This window comes from Pseudomonas sp. C27(2019) (assembly GCF_008807395.1).
In the GTDB taxonomy this organism is placed as follows: Bacteria; Pseudomonadota; Gammaproteobacteria; order Pseudomonadales; family Pseudomonadaceae; genus Denitrificimonas.
In genome coordinates, this window is sequence record NZ_CP043320.1 from 695,305 (window position 1) to 713,879 (window position 18,575).

13 protein-coding genes are annotated in these 18,575 nt (G+C 49.9%); 8 read left to right on the forward strand and 5 right to left on the reverse strand.

All coding sequences use genetic code 11. The features are described 5' to 3' along the window. Nucleotides 1-23: 23 nt before the first annotated feature. The 5 genes from FXF61_RS03300 to mnmC form a co-directional block, all read right to left on the reverse strand. The gene (locus FXF61_RS03300; protein ID WP_151183929.1) at nucleotides 24-377 is read right to left on the reverse strand and encodes an ArsC family reductase; all 354 of its coding nucleotides are present in this window, start codon (nucleotides 375-377) and stop codon (nucleotides 24-26) included. 19 nt (nucleotides 378-396) lie between these two features. Next, nucleotides 397-564: a hypothetical protein gene (locus FXF61_RS14860; RefSeq protein ID WP_178087254.1), complete on the reverse strand. Its 168-nt coding sequence runs from the start codon at nucleotides 562-564 to the stop codon at nucleotides 397-399. A gap of 11 nt (nucleotides 565-575) precedes the next feature. Then, on the reverse strand, nucleotides 576-3,281 hold the full coding sequence (locus FXF61_RS03305) for a [protein-PII] uridylyltransferase (RefSeq protein ID WP_151183930.1): 2,706 nt from the start codon (nucleotides 3,279-3,281) through the stop codon (nucleotides 576-578). 134 nt (nucleotides 3,282-3,415) lie between these two features. After that, the gene (gene map / locus FXF61_RS03310) at nucleotides 3,416-4,198 is read right to left on the reverse strand and encodes a type I methionyl aminopeptidase (RefSeq protein ID WP_151183931.1); all 783 of its coding nucleotides are present in this window, start codon (nucleotides 4,196-4,198) and stop codon (nucleotides 3,416-3,418) included. An 87-nt stretch (nucleotides 4,199-4,285) separates the two neighbouring features. After that, nucleotides 4,286-6,313, reverse strand: a complete 2,028-nt coding sequence (mnmC, locus tag FXF61_RS03315; RefSeq protein ID WP_151183932.1) for a bifunctional tRNA (5-methylaminomethyl-2-thiouridine)(34)-methyltransferase MnmD/FAD-dependent 5-carboxymethylaminomethyl-2-thiouridine(34) oxidoreductase MnmC — start codon at nucleotides 6,311-6,313, stop codon at nucleotides 4,286-4,288. Between the two features lie 134 nt (nucleotides 6,314-6,447). On the opposite strand from mnmC, the gene FXF61_RS03320 reads away from it, so the two are divergent. The 8 genes from FXF61_RS03320 to FXF61_RS03360 all read left to right on the forward strand — a co-directional run bounded on the left by FXF61_RS03320 (nucleotide 6,448) and on the right by FXF61_RS03360 (nucleotide 18,535). After that, nucleotides 6,448-7,719, forward strand: a complete 1,272-nt coding sequence (locus tag FXF61_RS03320; protein ID WP_151183933.1) for an ATP-binding protein — start codon at nucleotides 6,448-6,450, stop codon at nucleotides 7,717-7,719. Next, nucleotides 7,716-9,257, forward strand: coding sequence for a sigma-54 dependent transcriptional regulator (locus FXF61_RS03325; RefSeq protein ID WP_256663488.1), 1,542 nt, complete (start codon nucleotides 7,716-7,718; stop codon nucleotides 9,255-9,257). The genes FXF61_RS03320 and FXF61_RS03325 overlap by 4 nt, the downstream gene beginning before the upstream one ends. Nucleotides 9,258-10,651: 1,394 nt before the next feature. Then, nucleotides 10,652-11,314, forward strand: coding sequence for a GntR family transcriptional regulator (locus FXF61_RS03335; RefSeq protein WP_151183934.1), 663 nt, complete (start codon nucleotides 10,652-10,654; stop codon nucleotides 11,312-11,314). A gap of 3 nt (nucleotides 11,315-11,317) precedes the next feature. Continuing rightward, nucleotides 11,318-14,809: a chromosome segregation protein SMC gene (gene smc, locus FXF61_RS03340; protein WP_151183935.1), complete on the forward strand. Its 3,492-nt coding sequence runs from the start codon at nucleotides 11,318-11,320 to the stop codon at nucleotides 14,807-14,809. Between the two features lie 318 nt (nucleotides 14,810-15,127). Next, a complete protein-coding gene (locus FXF61_RS03345; RefSeq protein ID WP_151183936.1) occupies nucleotides 15,128-15,598 on the forward strand; it encodes a Dps family protein in 471 nt (156 codons plus the stop codon). 477 nt (nucleotides 15,599-16,075) lie between these two features. Next, nucleotides 16,076-16,678 (forward strand): cyclopropane-fatty-acyl-phospholipid synthase family protein, encoded by a 603-nt coding sequence (locus FXF61_RS03350; RefSeq protein ID WP_151183937.1) that lies wholly within the window; start codon nucleotides 16,076-16,078, stop codon nucleotides 16,676-16,678. Between the two features lie 176 nt (nucleotides 16,679-16,854). Beyond that, entirely contained in the window at nucleotides 16,855-17,142 is a 288-nt protein-coding gene (locus FXF61_RS03355) for a DUF3817 domain-containing protein (RefSeq protein ID WP_151183938.1), read from the forward strand. Nucleotides 17,143-17,356: 214 nt separating this feature from the next. After that, nucleotides 17,357-18,535 carry a GGDEF domain-containing protein gene (locus tag FXF61_RS03360; protein ID WP_178087255.1) on the forward strand — a complete coding sequence of 393 codons (1,179 nt, stop codon included), beginning with the start codon at nucleotides 17,357-17,359 and terminating at the stop codon, nucleotides 18,533-18,535. Nucleotides 18,536-18,575: the final 40 nt, after the last annotated feature.

Consider the following 18,575-nt stretch of genomic DNA (forward strand, 5'->3'; position numbering starts at 1 on the left):
TAAAGCTTAGCGAAGTATGCAAGCTAGCTATTGAAGGCGCTTTGATACAGCTCAGGCTTAAAGCCGACAAGTGTACGCTCACCTAAATCGAGGACCGGCCGTTTGATCATCGACGGCTGTGCCAGCATTAACGATATGGCCTTGGCTTGATCAAGGTCGGCTTTGCTGGCGTCATCGAGTTTACGGAATGTAGTCCCAGCACGGTTGAGAATTTTCTCCCAACCATGCTCGTTGCACCACTGCTCTAAATGCGTTTGATCAATGCCAACACTTTTGTAATCGTGAAAAGTATAGGTTTTACCTTGCGCATCCAACCATGTGCGGGCTTTTTTCATGGTGTCGCAGGCTTTAATGCCATACAGGGTTAAGTCGCTCATAAAACCTCCGTAACAACGTTTAAAGAATAGCCAAGTTGACGCGGTAAACAATTGAACCAAACATACACAGCATGCCAAACATTAGTAGGGCAATACCCCATGAGCGCTCACGCCAATTATAACCAAAGGCCAAGCAAAACATACCAATGGTGATTAAGGTCGTCATAACGTTGAGAGGGTTGTCCATATATATCCTTATTAATACACACTTGATAAATGGGTGACGGTGCCGCTGGCGCCAGTCGAGAGTTGTGCAATCATGCTTTCTTGCAGTGCGTGGCACAGGTCTGGATCAGCCAAGGGTAAACCTTCTGCGTCGGTGATAAAAAACACATCTTCAATGCGCTCACCGAGGGTAATGATTTTTGCGTTAACCACCGCCAAATTAAACTCTAGAAAAATACCTGCGATACGCGCCAATAAGCCCGGACGATCTGGGGCAATCACTTCAACGATGGTATAGGGGCGTGATGCGTCATTATGGATGGTGATTTGTGGGGTGAAAGAAAAATGCTTAAGTTGACGCGGTACACGACGTTGAATAATAGCTGGGTAGTCCGCAGGGTTGCGCAGCGCCGCAGTCAACCCGCTACGGATTTGCTGAATACGTTCGGGGTCATCACCAATGCGATCACCGGCGGCATCCAAGACAATATAGGTTTCAATACTAAAATGCCCCTTAGACGTCATAATTCGCGCGTCTAAGGTACTCAAATCAAGTTGGTCGAGGGTGGCGACTGTCACAGCAAAGAAGTCATGACGGTGCGCACCGTAAACAAATATTTGTGTGCCACCATCGTATTCGCGTTGTGTGGTTTCACGCACCAGCACCAGCGGCTCAAGATGATCTTTGTGTTGCAAAATAGCTGCACTGTGCCAAGCAATATCACCGGCACTGTGGCGTAAAAAATAGTCATCACCAAGGTGATTCCAGAGTTGCTCTACGGCTTCTAAATCAGCGCCTTCCTCAGTCAGCAAGCTTAATGCTGTGGCTTGACGCGTGGTGATTTGTTCTTCGCGCTCCAGCGGGTTTTCTAAGCCGCGGCGCAGTGCGCGACGGGTTTCGCTATAGAGCTGACGCAGCAGTTGCGCGCGCCATGAGTTCCATAAGGTGGGGTTGGTGGCATTGATATCGGCGACAGTCAGCACATACAGATAATCTAAGCGCACTTGATCGCCAACCAGTAAAGCAAAGTTGTAAATTTCTTCTGGATCAGAGATATCTTTACGCTGCGCGGTGACAGACATCACCAAGTGATTGCGCACCAACCAAGTGATTAAGCGAGTATCCCAAGAGGGCAACTTGTGCAGTTTGCCGAATTCCTCGGCGATCTCAGCGCCCAATAGCGAGTGATTGCCACCACGGCCTTTACCAATATCATGAAATAAGCCGGCCAAATAAATCAGCTCAAGTTTAGGTAAGCGGCTCATAATGGCGCTGGCCAAGGAATATTTCTCAGCAAAGTCAGGATGGCGTAGTTTGCGCAGATGCTTAATCAGATTCAGCGTATGCGCATCCACGGTATAAATATGAAAGAGGTCATGTTGCATCTGCCCAACGATGCGGCCAAACTCGGGCAAGTAGCGGCCTAAGATTCCATAGCGGTTCATCCGCCGTAGATTCATATGGATGCCTTCTTCGCAGCGAAATAAATCTAAAAATAAGTTGATATTGCGCTCATCTTGGCGAAATTCATCATCAATTAAATGGCGATGATCGCGCAGTAAGCGAATGGTTTGTGAACGAACACCTTTGATTTCTGGATGCTGAGCTAACAGCACAAAGATTTCCAAAATAGCTGAGGGCGTGTCGCTAAACACATACGGATTACAGGCTTCGATATAACCGCTGCGAATTCGAAAGCGCTGGTTAATCGGTGTGGGTAGATCGGTACAGTCAATACGGACAATGGTTTCCTCAAAGTACTGATTGATCAGATCGGACAGTTGCGAAATGCCCATTACCACGCGGTAATACTTTTGCATAAAGTGCTCGATAGCAGGCTTGTTGTCATCATCCTCATAACCAAACAAATGAGCAATTTTGTGCTGGAAGTCGAGCAGTAAGCGGTCTTCATTACGCCCAGATAGCATGTGCAGAGCGTAGCGTACTTGCCATAGAAAAGCCCGAGCATTTGCCAACAAGCGGTACTCGCCTTCGGTTAAAAAGCCTGGCGCTTCCAAACTGCTTAAGGTGCGCATACCAAAACGGCGGCGGGCGATCCACATGATGGTTTGCACATCGCGTAAACCGCCAGGTGAGCCTTTAACGTTGGGTTCAAGATTGTATTCGGTATCGTTGTATTTATTATGGCGCTCGCGTTGCTCTTGCTGTTTACCAATAAAAAACTGCTCACTGGACCACATATGCTGCGGGCCAATGCGCTTACGCATGTCCTCTAGCAGCTGTTGTTCACCAGCGATTAAGCGGCTTTCTAGCAGATTGGTCATGATGGTTAGATCGTTGCGTGCTTCTTCGGCGCATTGTGCAACCGAGCGCACACTGTGACCGACCTCAAGGCCGATATCCCATAAGAAAGTCAGAAAACCGGAAATGTATTCGTGCAAATACTGATTATCTTCATGCTCCAACAGGATCAGTAAATCAATATCTGAATGCGGGTGTAATTCGCCGCGACCATAACCACCTACTGCAATCAAGGCCATATTACAGCCGCCGGTGGGGCAGCTTTTTGACCACCATGCATGGCTCAGCAGCTGATCAATAAACCAAGCGCGTGCGTGTACTAAATCATGAATGTCTTGCTGATCTAGAAATCGTTGATCCAGCACCATCCGTGCATGCTCGATGGCGCTGCGGTAAATGGCTATGGGCTGTGAGGTTTCATCCAGCTTGCGCTGAAAGGCTTCTGGATTAAACAGTTCAAGATCCATGGGCAGCATGTTCAGCACCTCGTGCAATCAGCAGTTATGTAAGTAATGACAGAGGGCGCGTAGCACAATGGATGCGCCCCTGTTGCAGCAGTGTTACGCCTTTCGAGCGTTGAATTGAAGCGCACTCGAAAGGTATGCACAGATTAAGACGACGTGGCAGGGAAGGTTTCGTCGTTACGCAGAGTAAAAATCTCATAACCATCAGCCGTCACCACCAAGGTGTGTTCCCACTGTGCGGTTAACTTGCGGTCTTTAGTAATGGCAGTCCAGCCGTCACCCAGCAAGCGTGTTTCTTTTTTGCCAAGGTTAATCATCGGCTCAATGGTAAAGGTCATCCCTTCTTTAAGCTCTAGACCTGTGCCAGCTTTACCATAGTGCAAAATCTGCGGTTCTTCATGGAATACCGTGCCAATGCCGTGTCCGCAATATTCGCGAACGACAGAGTAGCCGTTGCTTTCAGCATGCTTTTGAATGACTTCACCAATGTCACCCAGACGTGTGCCAGGGCGCACGATTTCAATGCCTTTGTATAGACATTCTTGAGTGACGCGGCATAAGCGCTCGGCCCATTCAGAGGTTTTGCCCAGCATAAACATTTTGCTGGTGTCACCAAAGTAGCCGTCTTTAATCACGGTGATATCAATATTGAGAATATCACCATCTTTGAGCGGTTTGTCATTGGGAATGCCATGACAGACCACGTGGTTAACCGAAGTACAGATTGATTTAGGAAAGCCGTTGTAATTAAGCGGCGCTGGTATGGCTTTTTGTACATTGACAATGTAGTCGTGACAGATGGTGTTGAGCTCGTCCGTGGTTACGCCAATTTGAACGTGCTCCTCGATCATCTCCAGCACCTCAGCAGCCAAACGGCCTGCGATGCGCATTTTTGCGATGTCGTCAGGAGTCTTAATAGAAACGGTCATGCAATCCTCTAAGCGTAGATCACGCAGAAGTGAACAATAGAAACCTCAATTCTATCAGACATCGAGGTTTCTGTGCTTGGCGTTGCTTTATTTAGGGGTGTTGCGCATTAAAGCGCGCAAGGCAAAACGATTGGGATGGCAGTTTTGCGCCAGCTCCAGCGGGATTGGTAAAGGCTCTGCGCAAACCCATGCCGCCAGTAATTCACCAGCCAATGGTGCACTGAGCAAGCCGCGCGAGCCGTGCGCAGTATTCACATACAAACCCTTGTGCCATGGACAGGACTGGCTCAGTGGCAGGCGCGCATCTTTGCGCAGATCGGCATAGGTCTGCATAAAGGCTTCATGCTGAGCGACGGGGCCAACCAGCGGCAGATAGTCGATGCTGGTGCAGCGAAAGGCAGCATGACCTTTGAGTGTCGCCACATCGATTGCCTCTGTTGCAAGGTGCAATTTAAATGAGGGCGCCAGTTCATGCAGTAAAGCTAGATTGCTGCGGTGTTCTGCCAGTGTTGCTTCTTGGCTGTCATCAGCAAAGTTAAAACTGGCGCCAATGGTGTGGGTGTTGTGCCGAGCAGGAGAAATATAACCATTGGCGCAGACTACTGCTTTTATTGAATGGCTGGCCGTGGTTGCCGGTAATTGTGTGGTTTGTCCACGCACGCGGCTCAGCGGTAAGTGTTGGGTTTGGCTAAATTGCGCAACATTTGCAGTATTACAGAGAACGACCACAGGGGCTGTAGCGATTTGCGTATTCTCTGCATGCACCTGCCATTGCTCATCGTCTCGAGTAAGAGTGATGGCGTGCTGGTTGTTTTTTATCGTGATCAAAGGATGCTGGCTGAGCACATGACACAAGGCCGGTGGATTGACCCAGCCGGTTTCAGGGTAAAACGCACCGCCGTTCTCCAGTGGGATGCCTGCCAGCTGGCTGGCTTGCTGTGCATCAACTGGGCGCAGTAGGGATTCTGGGAAGTGTGCAGTGAGCGCGTCGAGACGTTTTTGTTCTTTGTCGTTAAAGCCCAGCTGTAAAATCCCGCAGATGTCCCAGTCGCTTGTGTCCAGCGTGGCGGTTGAATGATTGCCCGTCTGTTGCGTGCTGCGCGCTTCTAATAAGCGGCGGCTATAACCAAAGCCCGAGATAATAAAACGCGAGAGCGCAGTAGCATGTGCCGACAGTTTTAAATACAAAATACCCTGCGCATTGCCAGACGCTTCTTGGGCAATGTTTTCGTGTTGTTCAATGAGGGTCACGCGCCAACCGCGCGCGGCGAGGCTGGCGGCGCTGGCGCAACCGGCGATGCCTGCACCGATAACAATGGCGTGGCGTTGCTCGCTGGCCAATTGAGGCTGCTCTGGTCTGGCAAACCAAGGTGCGGTTTTTTTGCTGGGCTGAGCTGCAGCGTCTAGGGGCTGAAAGTGACCCGCAAGCATTTCACGTTTGTGGCCAAAACCCGGCACACGCTTGACTGCAAAGCCGACTGTCAGTAAACCGCGACGAACAAAACCTGCACTGGTAAAGGTGGCCAGTGTGGTGCTGGGCTTAGCCAGCCGCGCCAGTTGCGCAAACAGCTGCTCATTCCACATCTCAGGGTTTTTTGCAGGGGCAAAACCATCGAGAAACCACGCATCAACGTTGCCATCCAGTTGCTGCAGCATCTCTAGTGCATCGCCAATCAGTAAGGTCAGATTGATTCGCCCGTTGGCCAACTGCATGTGCTGAAAGCCGCTATGGATGGCGTGGTATTGCTGTAACAGCTGTTCGCGTAACTCACTCAGTTGCGGCCACAACGCCAGTGCTTGTTCAAGGTCACTGTGTTGTAACGGGTATTTTTCCACACTAATAAACTGCAGACGCGCACCTGCTGGCGCATGCGCTAAAAAACACTGCCAAGCCGATAAGAAGTTTAAGCCAGTGCCAAAACCCGTCTCGCCAATCACAAAGGTATCGCCGTCGTTTAATGCAGCGAAACGTTCAGCCAGCTGATTGTGCTGAAGAAACACATGCCGCGACTCATCTAAACCAGAAGTCTTAGAAAAATATACATCATCAAATTGGCTGGAGAGGGGCTGGCCCTGTTCGTCCCAGTTTATCTTTGCGTGATCAATCTCTGCCATTGCTTTGCCTTTATCTAATCAGGTGGTGATAGCCGTATCTGAGCCAGTTCAGTAGGGGCGGCACGCTTTTTGCAGAACTCATGCCAATCCAGTTGAAATGACTGATTTTTGACGTTTTGAATTGAGTAGCTGCTATGAGCGCTCCGTTAAACATTAAGCCGAGCCCACAAACATCTGTTACTGACGATGCGCCCGAGGTTGCCGAGCTGCAAACACAACTTGAGCAGTTTACCCGCTTGAGTGAGCAGTTTGCAGGCTCTTTGCAATCCATGCAGACGCGCTACAGCCAGGTGCAGGATGAATTGGCTCAGGTTAGCGCGCAGCGTTTACAAGAATTGGCGGAAAAAGAGCGTTTAGCTCAGCGTTTACAGCAGATTTTAGATGTGCTGCCTGGAGCTGTGGTGATTGTTGATGGTCAGGGCTTGATTAAAGAAGCCAACCCAGCGGCGACTGCGTTGCTGGGTGTACCTTTAGTCGGTGTGCTGTGGCGCGATGTAATTGTCCAGTGTTTTGTCTATCGCGCTGATGATGGTCACGAGGTGTCGTTGCACAATGGCCGGCGCGTTTCCATTGCTTTGCAAGCGCTGCCCAATGAACCCGGCCAGCTGATTATGCTCACCGATATGACCGATACCCGCCGCTTGCAGGCCGAGCTGGCGCAACATGAACGGTTATCGGCGCTGGGTAAAATGACTGCAGCCTTGGCGCATCAGATTCGCACGCCATTATCAGCAGCCATGCTGTATGCCAGTCACCTGACTGAAAACAGCTTAAATCCTGAATTGCAGCAGCGTTTTGCCGGACGTTTACAAGATCGTCTGCATGAGTTGGAGCGGCAAGTGCGCGATATGTTGCTGTTTGCCCGTGGTCCTTTACCGCGCGAGCAGCGCAGCAGTGTCGCGCAACTCTGGCAAGCCTTGCAGGATGCTGCTGAGCCGCATTTGCGTGAACATCGCGTGCGTTGGCAGTGCGATATTGCTGCTGCACAGCAGGTTGGTGTGCTCTGTAATCAGGATGTCTTGCTCGGCGCTTTATTAAATTTACTGCATAACAGCGCGCAATCAGCGGTGCAGCCTGTGTCAATTAAAGTGCATGCCTACCTGCGTGAGAATGTATTGCGCTTGGTGGTGACGGATAACGGTGAAGGGATGAATGCTGAGCTGTTAGAGCAGGTGCAAGAGTCATTCTTTACCCGTAAAAGCAACGGCACGGGCCTGGGTTTGATGGTGGTACGCGCGGTGGCCGAAGCGCATCAGGGGCGTTTTGTTTTGCGCTCGAAACTGGGGCGTGGCACTTCGGCTCTAGTCGAAGTGCCCTTGTTGGCCGACTTTTCTGTTGCCGCGAGTAAATCAACTGCAATGACTGCTGAAAATACTGCGCAGGTGTTTGCTGGAGGTTATCAATGACAGTTCGAATTTTATTGGTTGAAGATGATCGCGCGCTGCGCGAGGCATTGGAAGACAGCTTGGCGCTAAGCGGCTACAGCTGTGTCGCGGCTGCGGATGCCGAGCAGGCGTTACGTGCGCTAAATCAGCAGGTGTTCAGCCTGATGCTCAGCGACATCAATATGCCGGGCATGGATGGCCAAGATTTGTTGCGTGAAGTGAATGCACGAGTGCCAGGCATGCCGGTGGTGCTGATGACTGCCTATGGCGATGTACAAGGCGCGGTGCAAGCCATGCGCGAAGGCGCAGTGGATTATTTATTAAAACCTTTTACCGCAAAAGCTTTGCAGCGGGTGCTTGAACGTTATGCGGTGGGCTTGGTCGCCGCCGATGATCAGCCGATTGCTGAAGATGTGTCCAGCCAGCAGCTATTAGCTTTGGCTGCACGGGTCGCACAAAGTGATTCCACAGTCTTGCTGACGGGAGAATCGGGCACAGGCAAAGAAGTGCTGGCGCGTTATCTGCATCAGCGGTCACCACGCAGGCAAAAGCCTTTTATGGCGATTAATTGTGCGGCAATTCCAGAAAACATGCTGGAAGCGACGTTATTTGGCCATGAGAAGGGCGCTTTTACCGGTGCAGTGACAGCGCGCGCAGGTAAGTTTGAGCAGGCCAATGGCGGCACTTTGTTGCTCGATGAGATTTCTGAGATTCCCTTGGCATTGCAGGCAAAATTACTGCGGGTCTTGCAAGAGCGTGAAGTTGAGCGGGTGGGTGGGCGTCAGCTGATCCCTCTGGATGTGCGGGTGATTGCCACCAGTAACCGCGATTTGCCGCAAGCAGTGGCCGCCGGAGAGTTTCGTGAAGATTTGTTTTATCGCATTGCCGTGTTCCCGCTAGCTTGGCTGCCATTGCGTGAACGTGTAGCGGATATTGTGCCGCTGGCCAATCGTTTGCTGGCAGTACACGCAGCGAAGCAGGGGCGTAATGGCGTGCGTTTTGCTGAGTGCGCGCAGCGTGCCTTGCTCGATTATGCCTGGCCGGGCAATGTGCGTGAATTGGATAATGTGGTGCAGCGCGCCTTGATTTTGCAGGCCGGTGAGGTGTTGTCGGTGGATGATTTAGGCCTCTATGGTTTTGCCCCGCTGGTGGGATCGGTGTCGTCTGCTGCAGGCTCTGTTGCTACTCCCAATCCCGCTTCAGTTCCCGCAGGGCAGGCGGTGACTGCTGCTGAGTCTGTTGAGTCTTTGGCGCAGGGTGCAGGCTCTGCTGAAGCCGCCTCTGTTGCAGTTGTTGAGCCTTTAGATGCAATGTTGGCTGCTGTTGATGCGGGTGGATTGCCTGTGAGAGATGCTGGCGCAACCGTGCAATCCACAGGTGCTGAGTTGGAAGATGATGTGCGCCGTCATGAGTTTCGTTTAATTGCCCAAGCGCTGCAAGCAGAGCAAGGCCGTCGCGAACGCACCGCACAACGCCTTGGCATCAGCCCACGTACTTTGCGTTATAAGCTGGCGCAGATGCGTGAGTTATCGGAGTTTAGTATGTTGCTGGAAGGGTGATGTGCACTCGCCATTAAAGCAACAATCAAAAGCATCGGGCATTATTTGCGTATAGAGCAGCGTGCAAGTGTTGTTCTTCCCTTAACACGCCATCCTGGCGTGATGCGGGCGCTGCGCCATCCCTGGCTTCGCTCGCCACAACACCCGCACACTGCTATTGATCATTGATGGTGTTTTCAAGTCTGTAGCATGGCTCTTTTAAAGCAAGAGCATTGACCGGCAGTATGCTTTGCTAATCTTCTAAAAAATCAACCATCATGAGACGTGGTGCTCTTTGTAAATTTCACATTCAAACCCAAAACATTCAGAACCAGGCGAGTCTTATATCAATCGTGCTAACAATACCGCTGATCAACGAGTGCTTCGGGGTTGGTGTGACAAGCGAAGCCATGGATGGCGTAGCGCCGGAGTTGAACCCAGGATGGGTTCGTCGACGGAAAAACACCTACCCCGAAGTACGGTATGCCACGTACAGGCTGTTAAAAACTAACGAACAAACACCGCTGAATACGCTGTACCACGCAATGACCAGTACACCTCAAATAAAAAAACCTTCAAGAACAATTGGCTCATGTTGCAGCGTGCAGGTGTTGTTATTCCCTTAACACGCCATCCTGGCGTGATGCGGGCGCTACGCCATCCTTGGCTTCGCTTGCCACAACACCCGCACACTGCAGTTGATTATTGATGTTGTTTTTGATTTTGTAGCATGTCTCTTTTGAGGCAAGAGCAATGAGCATGATCTGTGCATGTTGCAGCGTGCAGGTGTTGTTATTCCCTTAACACGCCATCCTGGCGTGATGCGGGCGCTGCGCCATCCCTGGCTTCGCTCGCCACAACACCCGCACACTGCTATTGATCATTGATGGTGTTTTCAAGTGCGTAGCATGGCTCTTTTAAAGCAAGAGCATTGACCAGCAGTATGCTTTGCTAATCTTCTAAAAAATCAACCATCATGAGACGTGGTGCTCTTTGTAAATTTCATATTCAAACTCAAAGCATTCAGAACCAGACGAGTCTTATATCAATCGTGCTAACAATACCGCTGATCAACGAGTGCTTCGGGGTTGGTGTGACAAGCGAAGCCATGGATGGCGTAGCGCCGGAGTTGAACCCAGGATGGGTTCATCGACGGATAAACACCTACCCCGAAGTACGCTATGCCACGCACAAGTTGTTAAAAACTTACAGACAAACACCTACCCCGAAGTACGGCATACACCGCACGAGCTGTTAAAACTAACGGATAAACACCTACCCCGAAGCACGGCATACACCACGCTTGCTCTTAAAAAAAAGAAATACAACATATAGAGCTGCTCTTCCTTCAACGCTGCGCGCCGCTTTATTTGTTACACTGCGCGGATAATTTTAACCACGATAATGAGCAGTTTATGGTGCAGCAGGATGCCGGCGGGGTGACTCAAAGTATTGCTGATGCGTTAGCAAAACGCATTATTTGCGGCGAGCTATCAGGTGGCATAGCGCTGCGTGAAGTAGCAATAGCCCAAGAGTATCAAGTGGGTCGCAGCTCAGTACGTGAAGCCCTACTATTGTTGCAACGCCGCTACTTGGTCGACATCTTTCCGCGACGTGGCGCACAGGTTCGCGTGCTCACTGCGCAGAATGTGCAAGATTTGTATGACTTAAGCACCGGATTATATATATTGCTTGGCACTTTTCTGGCTCAGCGCTGGACAAATCACAGTCAGCTGCTGCCTTTTGTCGAGGTGCGCCAAGCAATGCAGTTGAGCATGCAAAATGATGATATCGAAAGTTTTATTCAGCAGTGTTTTGCCGTGGTTGATGTGGCCGCGCCGGTTGTTAATAATCCATATTTACAGCAAGCGTTGACCAATATTATTCCTGCGGTCAGCCGCACCTATCACTTAGCTTTTAAGCAGCGGAGCGCTGAAATGGGGCAGTTTACTCGTATCTTTGATCAACTATTGGTCGCTGTTCAGGCGCGTCAAGTCGATGAGATTCGTCTACTGCTGCACGCTTATGCACAACAAAACTGCCAATTAGTGTTGCGCGCACTGCCGAGTGAGCACTGATTTATGCGTTTAAAATGCATCCGCTTAGCCGGTTTTAAATCTTTTGTTGATCCAACCACGGCCAGCTTTCCCAGCAATATGACCGCAGTGGTCGGCCCCAATGGCTGCGGTAAATCCAATATCATTGATGCGGTGCGTTGGGTGCTGGGCGAAAGCTCAGCCAAGAACCTGCGTGGCGAATCAATGACCGATGTGATTTTCAACGGCTCCAATACCCGCAAACCGGTCTCGCAGGCTAGTATCGAGTTGGTATTTGATAACAGCGACGGCACGCTGCAGGGTGAATATGGCAGTTACGCAGAAATCTCCATTCGCCGCCGCGTTACCCGCGAAGCGCAAAGCACCTATTATTTAAACGGGGTGAAATGCCGCCGCCGTGATATCACCGATATTTTTCTCGGCACCGGTCTGGGCCCGCGCAGTTACGCGATTATTGAACAGGGCATGATTTCCCGTTTGGTCGAAGCGCGCCCAGATGACTTGCGTATTTTTATTGAAGAAGCCGCAGGTATTTCTAAATACAAAGAGCGCCGCCGCGAAACTGAAAACCGCATTCGCCGCACCCAAGAAAACCTTGAACGCTTACTCGATTTGCGTGAAGAGCTGGGCCGACAAATTGAGCGCCTGCAACGCCAAGCCAATGCCGCAGAAAAGTATCAAGAATACAAAGCTGAACAACATAGGCTTAACGCCGAGCTGACTGCGCTGCGCTGGCAGCAACTCAATAGCCAAGCGGGTGTGCATGAAACGCAGATTGCAGAGTTAGAAACCGCACTGGAAGCCTGCATTGCTGAGCAGCGCCAAGCTGATGCAAAAATTGAGCTACTGCGCGACGGTCATCATGAACTGTCCGATACCTTTAATAAGGTGCAAGGGCGTTTTTATGCCATTGGTGCTGATATTGCCCGCCATGAGCAAAGTATTCAGCATGCTCAGCAACGTTTGCGTCAGTTGCACGATGATTTAAAAGAGGCTGAGCGCGCCCGTGTCGAGATGGAAGGTCACTTAGCCAGCGACCGTGAGTTGTTAAGCAGTTTAGACGACGAGTTGCTGATCCTGACTGAACAGCAGGCCGAAGCGCAGCTCAATGAAGAGTGTTCAGCCGCTGCCTTTGTCCAGGCCGAAGAGGCCATGCATGACTGGCAAGAGCGCTGGAACAGTGTCACCGCACAGAGTGCACAGCCGCGCAGTGAAGCGGGCGTGCAGCGCACGCGCATTGATCAGTTGGAACACAATAATCAGCGTTTAGTCAGCCGCCAGCAACGCTTACACGATGAACAACAGAGCCTCGACGCTGATCCCATGGCAGAGACTGTGGATGAATTGCAGGATCGGGTGGATGAAGCGCAAGCGCAGCTTGACGAATTATCTGCCACCCAGCAGCTGCAAACCGAGCAACTGCAAGACAGCCAAGAACAGCTCACCCAGAAAAATCAGCAACAGCAGCAGGTACAAGGCCAGCTGCAGCGTTTGCACGGGCGTATTTCTGCCTTAGAAGCATTGCAGCAAGCGGCTCTCAATCCTGATCAAGGCGTGCAAGAGTGGCTGGAACATCAGCAGCTGCAACAGCAACCGCGCTTACTCGAAGGCTTAAAGGTTGCCGCAGGCTGGGAGTTGGCGGTGGAAACGGTGTTGGCCGCAGATTTGCAAGCCGTGCAGATTGAGAGCTGGGCTGATCTTGAGTTGAGCAGCTTAAGCAGTGGCCATTTGCGCTTAGTCAGCCATGGCGCAGCCGTTACTCCAGTTAAAGACAGTTTGCTCAGTAAAGTGTTGACGGCCTCGTTAGATGTGTCGCCGTGGCTCGCCAGTGTCTATGCGGTTGAGTCATTGGATGAGGCGCTACAGCTGCGCCCGCAGTTAAACGGCGGTGAAAGTGTGGTCAGTAAAGATGGCTACTGGCTCGCAGCACACTTTTTAACCGTACAGCGCGGCGATCAGCAGAGCAGTGGCGTTCTGGCCCGCGCGCAAGAATTGGATGAGTTGCTATTAAGTGTTGCGCAGCTGGATGAGCAACAGCAAGCCTTAGATGAACAACTACAGGAACTGCACAGCGCCCGCCATTTAGTGCAAGAGCAGAGCGAGCAATTGCGCCGTGATGAGCAAGGCGCGCACCGCGTTTTAAGTGAATTAAAAAGCCAGCTGTCCGGCAAAATAGCCCGCATTGAGCAATTGCAATTGCGCCGCACAGCACTGGCTGCAGAGCTAGCCGATGTTAGCGAACAGCAGCAGATCGAAGTTGAGCAGATTGCCGAGGCGCGCTTACTATTGCAAGACGCGCTAGAGACTATGGCCAACGCCGAGCAGCAGCAACAACAGCTGCAGGCCGAGCAAGGGCAGTTGCGCAGCCAGTTTGAGCAACGACGCCAGCAAGCGCAGCAGGATAAAAACACTCAGCATCAGTTGGCCTTACGCATCAGCACCTTAAGTACGCAAAAGCGCTCAACCGAGCAGGCCTTGCAACGCTTAGAGCAGCAGTTTGCGCAAGCCGATCAGCGCCGCGAACAACTCAACCTCAACCTTGAAGAAGGCGAGTCGCCGATTGATGAGCTGCGTGCGCAATTGGAAGCGTTTTTGCAGGTGCGTTTAGCCACCGATGATGAATTACGCGCCGCGCGCACGGCCTTAGAAGATGCCGATACGCACATGCGTGCAGCGGACAAACAACGCAGCCAAGCTGAGCAGCGTGCGCACGCTGTACGCGAGCAACTTGAGCAACAACGCTTGGCCCTGCAAACCCTGACGGTACAAAAAGATACCCTTAATCAGCAACTGCAAGCACTGCAGATGAATGTGCATCAGCTGCTTGAACAATTGCCCGCAGAGGCTGAGATCAGTCAATGGCAGCAGCAACTTACTGCTGTCGCCACACGCATCGAGCGTTTGGGTGCGATTAACCTCGCCGCGATTGAAGAGTATCGCCAGCAATCCGAGCGTAAAACCTATCTGGATGCGCAAAACGATGACTTGGTTGAAGCGCTGGATACGCTAGAAAATGTGATTCGTAAAATCGACCGAGAAACCCGCAACCGCTTTAAAGAAACCTTTGATTTAATCAATAACGGCTTGCAAGAGTTGTTTCCGAAAGTCTTTGGCGGCGGCCACGCCAGCTTAGAAATGACTGGCGATGACTTGCTTAGCACCGGCGTGGCAATTATGGCGCGCCCACCGGGTAAGAAAAACAGCACCATCCACTTGCTCTCTGGCGGTGAGAAAGCCCTCACCGCGCTGGCGCTGGTCTTTGCCATTTTCCAGCTCAATCCCGCCCCGTTTTGCATGCTCGATGAAGTCGATGCGCCACTGGATGACGCCAACGTTGGCCGCTATGCGCGCTTGGTTAAAGAGATGTCTGAGAAAGTGCAGTTCATCTACATCACCCACAACAAAATCGCCATGGAAATGGCTGATCAACTCTTGGGTGTGACCATGCATGAACCCGGTTGCTCACGCTTGGTGGCGGTGAATGTGGAAGAGGCTGCGGCGTTGGCGGAAAGCTAGATAACTTCCGTTCTCTATAGCTTAAAGCTATCAGGGCTATTTTCCATCTTGATGTGATTTGCCTGTATAGTCTATGCTTAACAGCGTTAGTTAATAGGTTTGCACTGACGCTTAAATGAGTGCATAGCTATTTTTAGTTTAAAATAAACAGTTTAAGTTTTAAAGTTTATATAAAGTACGCAGCATTTATTATAGTTGAGTATTTATGGTATTGCTGTATGTATGTTACAACGCAATTAATAACCTGTTATCAATACCGTATACATACCGAATGATAACTGTTAAATTTATCAAAACAAATTAACATGAGGTAATACAATGACTGATATAGATATTGGTATAAACAAAGAAAGTCGTTTAGAAATTGCAGAAGGCCTAAAGCGTTTGCTGGCAGACTCTTACACACTGTACTTGCAAACACACAACTTTCATTGGAACGTTACTGGCGCACAGTTTCGTGAATTACATTTAATGTTTGAAGAGCATTACACCGAGTTGGCTACAGCGGTTGATGATATTGCTGAGCGTATTCGTACACTGGGTGTTGCGGCGCCAGGTACATACAAAGAGTTTGCAAAGCTAAGCTCAATCAAAGAAGTTGACGGTGTGCCCAGTTCATTAGAAATGGTTGACTTGTTGCATAAAGGCCACGAGCAAGTTGTACGCACGGCCCGTCAAGTTTTAAAAACAGCACAAGCTGCTGATGATGAGTCTACAGCAGCACTTGTTTCTGACCGTATGCGCATTCATGAGAAAACATCATGGATGCTGAGAGTTACTAAGAAATAACTTAAAGCATTACGAATGCGTTGCATGAAAGACTGATGAGTAGCTGGCTATTAGATTGTACTAATAGTCAGCTATTTTTGTATTAAGCAGTACAATTTTAAGTTTAAACTCAGTGCCAATAATATTGAGTCGGAGTCGGGTAAGCTGTTTATACTTTAATAAGCGGGATACGTATCTAAATCACAGTAATGCTTTTCCTGTGTTTTAAATATTACCTTTGTGTAATTCAATATATGAAGCGCAGTTAATTAAATAATTAGATTTCATTTGCTCTGTCTGTTAGCACATGCAGAAGCAACATTACAAGTTGACGCTCACAGCTTAAAGTGCCTTCTCGCTGTTTCCTGCCTGCCTTGCCATATACTTGATTCTAGGCCTGCGTTCCTCGTTTTTTTATCGCAGAGGATCGTTTACCTATGCACTAGCAAAGCGTTCATAAGGTTTACTCAAGCCGCAGTTAAAAAGGATATCTACACCATGTGGGACCAACGTTATAAAGAAGAAGGCTTTGCCTACGGCACTGCCCCAAATGATTTTCTCAAAGCCGAATATTCCAAAATCCCCAAGGGTGGGAAAGTACTGTGCTTAGCCGAGGGCGAAGGTCGCAATGCTGTTTTTTTGGCTAAGCAGGGTTATTCAGTCACGGCTGTTGATCAGTCCGTTGTGGGCTTGGAAAAGGCACAAGATTTTGCTGCTGAGAATGGCGTAGAAATTACAACGGTAGTTGCCGACTTGGCGGATTATGATTTGGGTACTGAGGTTTGGGATGGCATCGTTTCTATCGCTGCACATGTTCCGCCTCAGTTACGCAAAGACTTGCATGGACAAGTTATAAAGGCTTTGAAAGCTGGCGGGGTCTTTATTTTAGAAGGCTACACTGAGCAGCAAATCGAAGCAGAAGGCGTCGGTGGCCCACCAGCGTCACAAAAGCAATTATTTATGTCGCTTGATGAGTTAAAGATTGAACTCAACGGGTTGGACTTTGTTGTAGGTGCTGAAGTAGAGCGGCATATCTCAGAAGGTAAGTATCATCAGGGCAAGAGTGCTGTTGTGCAGGTGGTTGCCTGTAAAACTGACTAGGTTAATGAGTTTTGTTGCTGATAACAGTGTGCTCTGTTGCTAGGGTTTGTACTGTTCTAGTGTGCACTAGCAGCGTGCATAACAAGGTGCAGTGCTATAGCTTACAGGATAGACTTAGCGCCGATTATCGGTGTGCGCAGTATTGTGTGCACTCAACAAGCTTAAAGGAGTCTTAGGTGTTAAAGTTTTTTAGAGTCGCGAGTCTAGTCGAGGGCACGTCTTACTTGCTCATACTGTGTGTCACGCTGGGTTTTATTAGTCGTGATTACGTATCCAGCTTGGGTATGGGGCACGGCGTATTGTTTATTGTGTATTTGCTGCTTTCAATCCTAGTGACACGCCAACAAGGCTGGTCTATACGTGTTTGGCTGCTGTTGTTTTTGTCAGCATTTATTCCATTTGCTTTTGTGCCTGTTGAAATGTTTTTACAAAAAGAAATACGCAAAAACCCAAGCTTTGCGTAACACCTCTGCTAAGGCTGCAGCTGCGCTTTAGCACAGGGCAATCTGAGCCGACACTGATTGCGCATGATATACGTCAATTGTGTCTGCCCCTGAGCGTTAATTTAGTTTAGGATCGAGAGTGTCAGTTCTTAAGTCATCAGTCATAGACTTAACTGGCACGATCACTGGGTCAGTGTTGCTGATTAAAGACCTGGCTCTAAGCTTTTGATGCTTAGTGGATAATAATAAAAATATGCAGTTTGATATCCGCACATTATTGGTTGCAGTGACGCTAGCAACCGCGTTTTGCGCTGGTGCTAGGCTTTTGCTGTGGCGCATGCATCCGACTATCCCAGGGCTTGGCCGCTGGGCTTTGGCGGGTGGTTGTGCTGTCATCAGCTTTGTCTTGATCCTGTCCTATGGAATATTGCATTGGCAGCCATTTTTATCATTGGCGCAGGTATCTATAGTCATTGGTCTGCTGATGAGTTGGGATGGTTTCCGACGTTTTATTGATAAGCCCGCGCTAACGACTCCTGTTTTGCTTGGGATAACGGCCGCTGGCTTAATTTGGGCCGCAATAGCACAGGCGCAGCACTTGGCAGGTGCTGTGGTAGTCGGTAATGCTTTTCTGGTGGCGACCTTATCATTCTTGATCGCTCGTGATTTACTCCTTTGGCCTAAGGGAAACACACCTGTTATACGCTCCACAGGCGGTGTTTTTGCCATCAATGGGATTATTTTTCTGATACGCGCCGTTGTTGCTCTGGACAGTCCGCAAACAGTTGACCTATTGAATCCAGATGGTGTGGCTGCTGCCATGCTGCTTTGGCTATTGTGCTCGATGATTGCCATCACGCTGGGGATGGTATTGATGACAACCGAACACCTCCAGTCTGTTCTCAATAACCAAGCCAACCATGATCCTTTAACCGGCGCGCTTAATCGACGCTCATTTGGCGTGCTGTATGAGCAGGCGGCAGTTCATTCCCGCCGTCATCAATTGCCCTTGAGTGTATTAATGATAGATCTGGATAATTTCAAACAGGTCAATGACCAACTGGGCCATGATTTTGGTGACAAAGTGTTGTGCAGCTTCGTGGCGGTTGCTCAGAAAGTGCTCAGAGAAGACGATGTTTTTTGCCGTTTCGGTGGTGAGGAGTTTGTTGCGCTATTACCCAGTACCTCTTCTGAGACGGCGCTGGTTGTGGCCGACCGATTGCGTAGCGCCTTTGCAATAGACTCGGCGTCTTTAGGCGCTAAAGTTAATCATGCGCCCTTTGCAATTACGGCCAGTATTGGCATTGCCGAGCTTGAGCAAGATGAGCGTTTCGAAAGCTTTATTCGTCGCGCAGATACTGCTTTGTACCGCGCTAAAGATAATGGGCGTAATCGTTGCGAAAAAGCAGGGTAAATAACAATTACCATGTCGGCTGGGCTTAATCAGTCTTGCA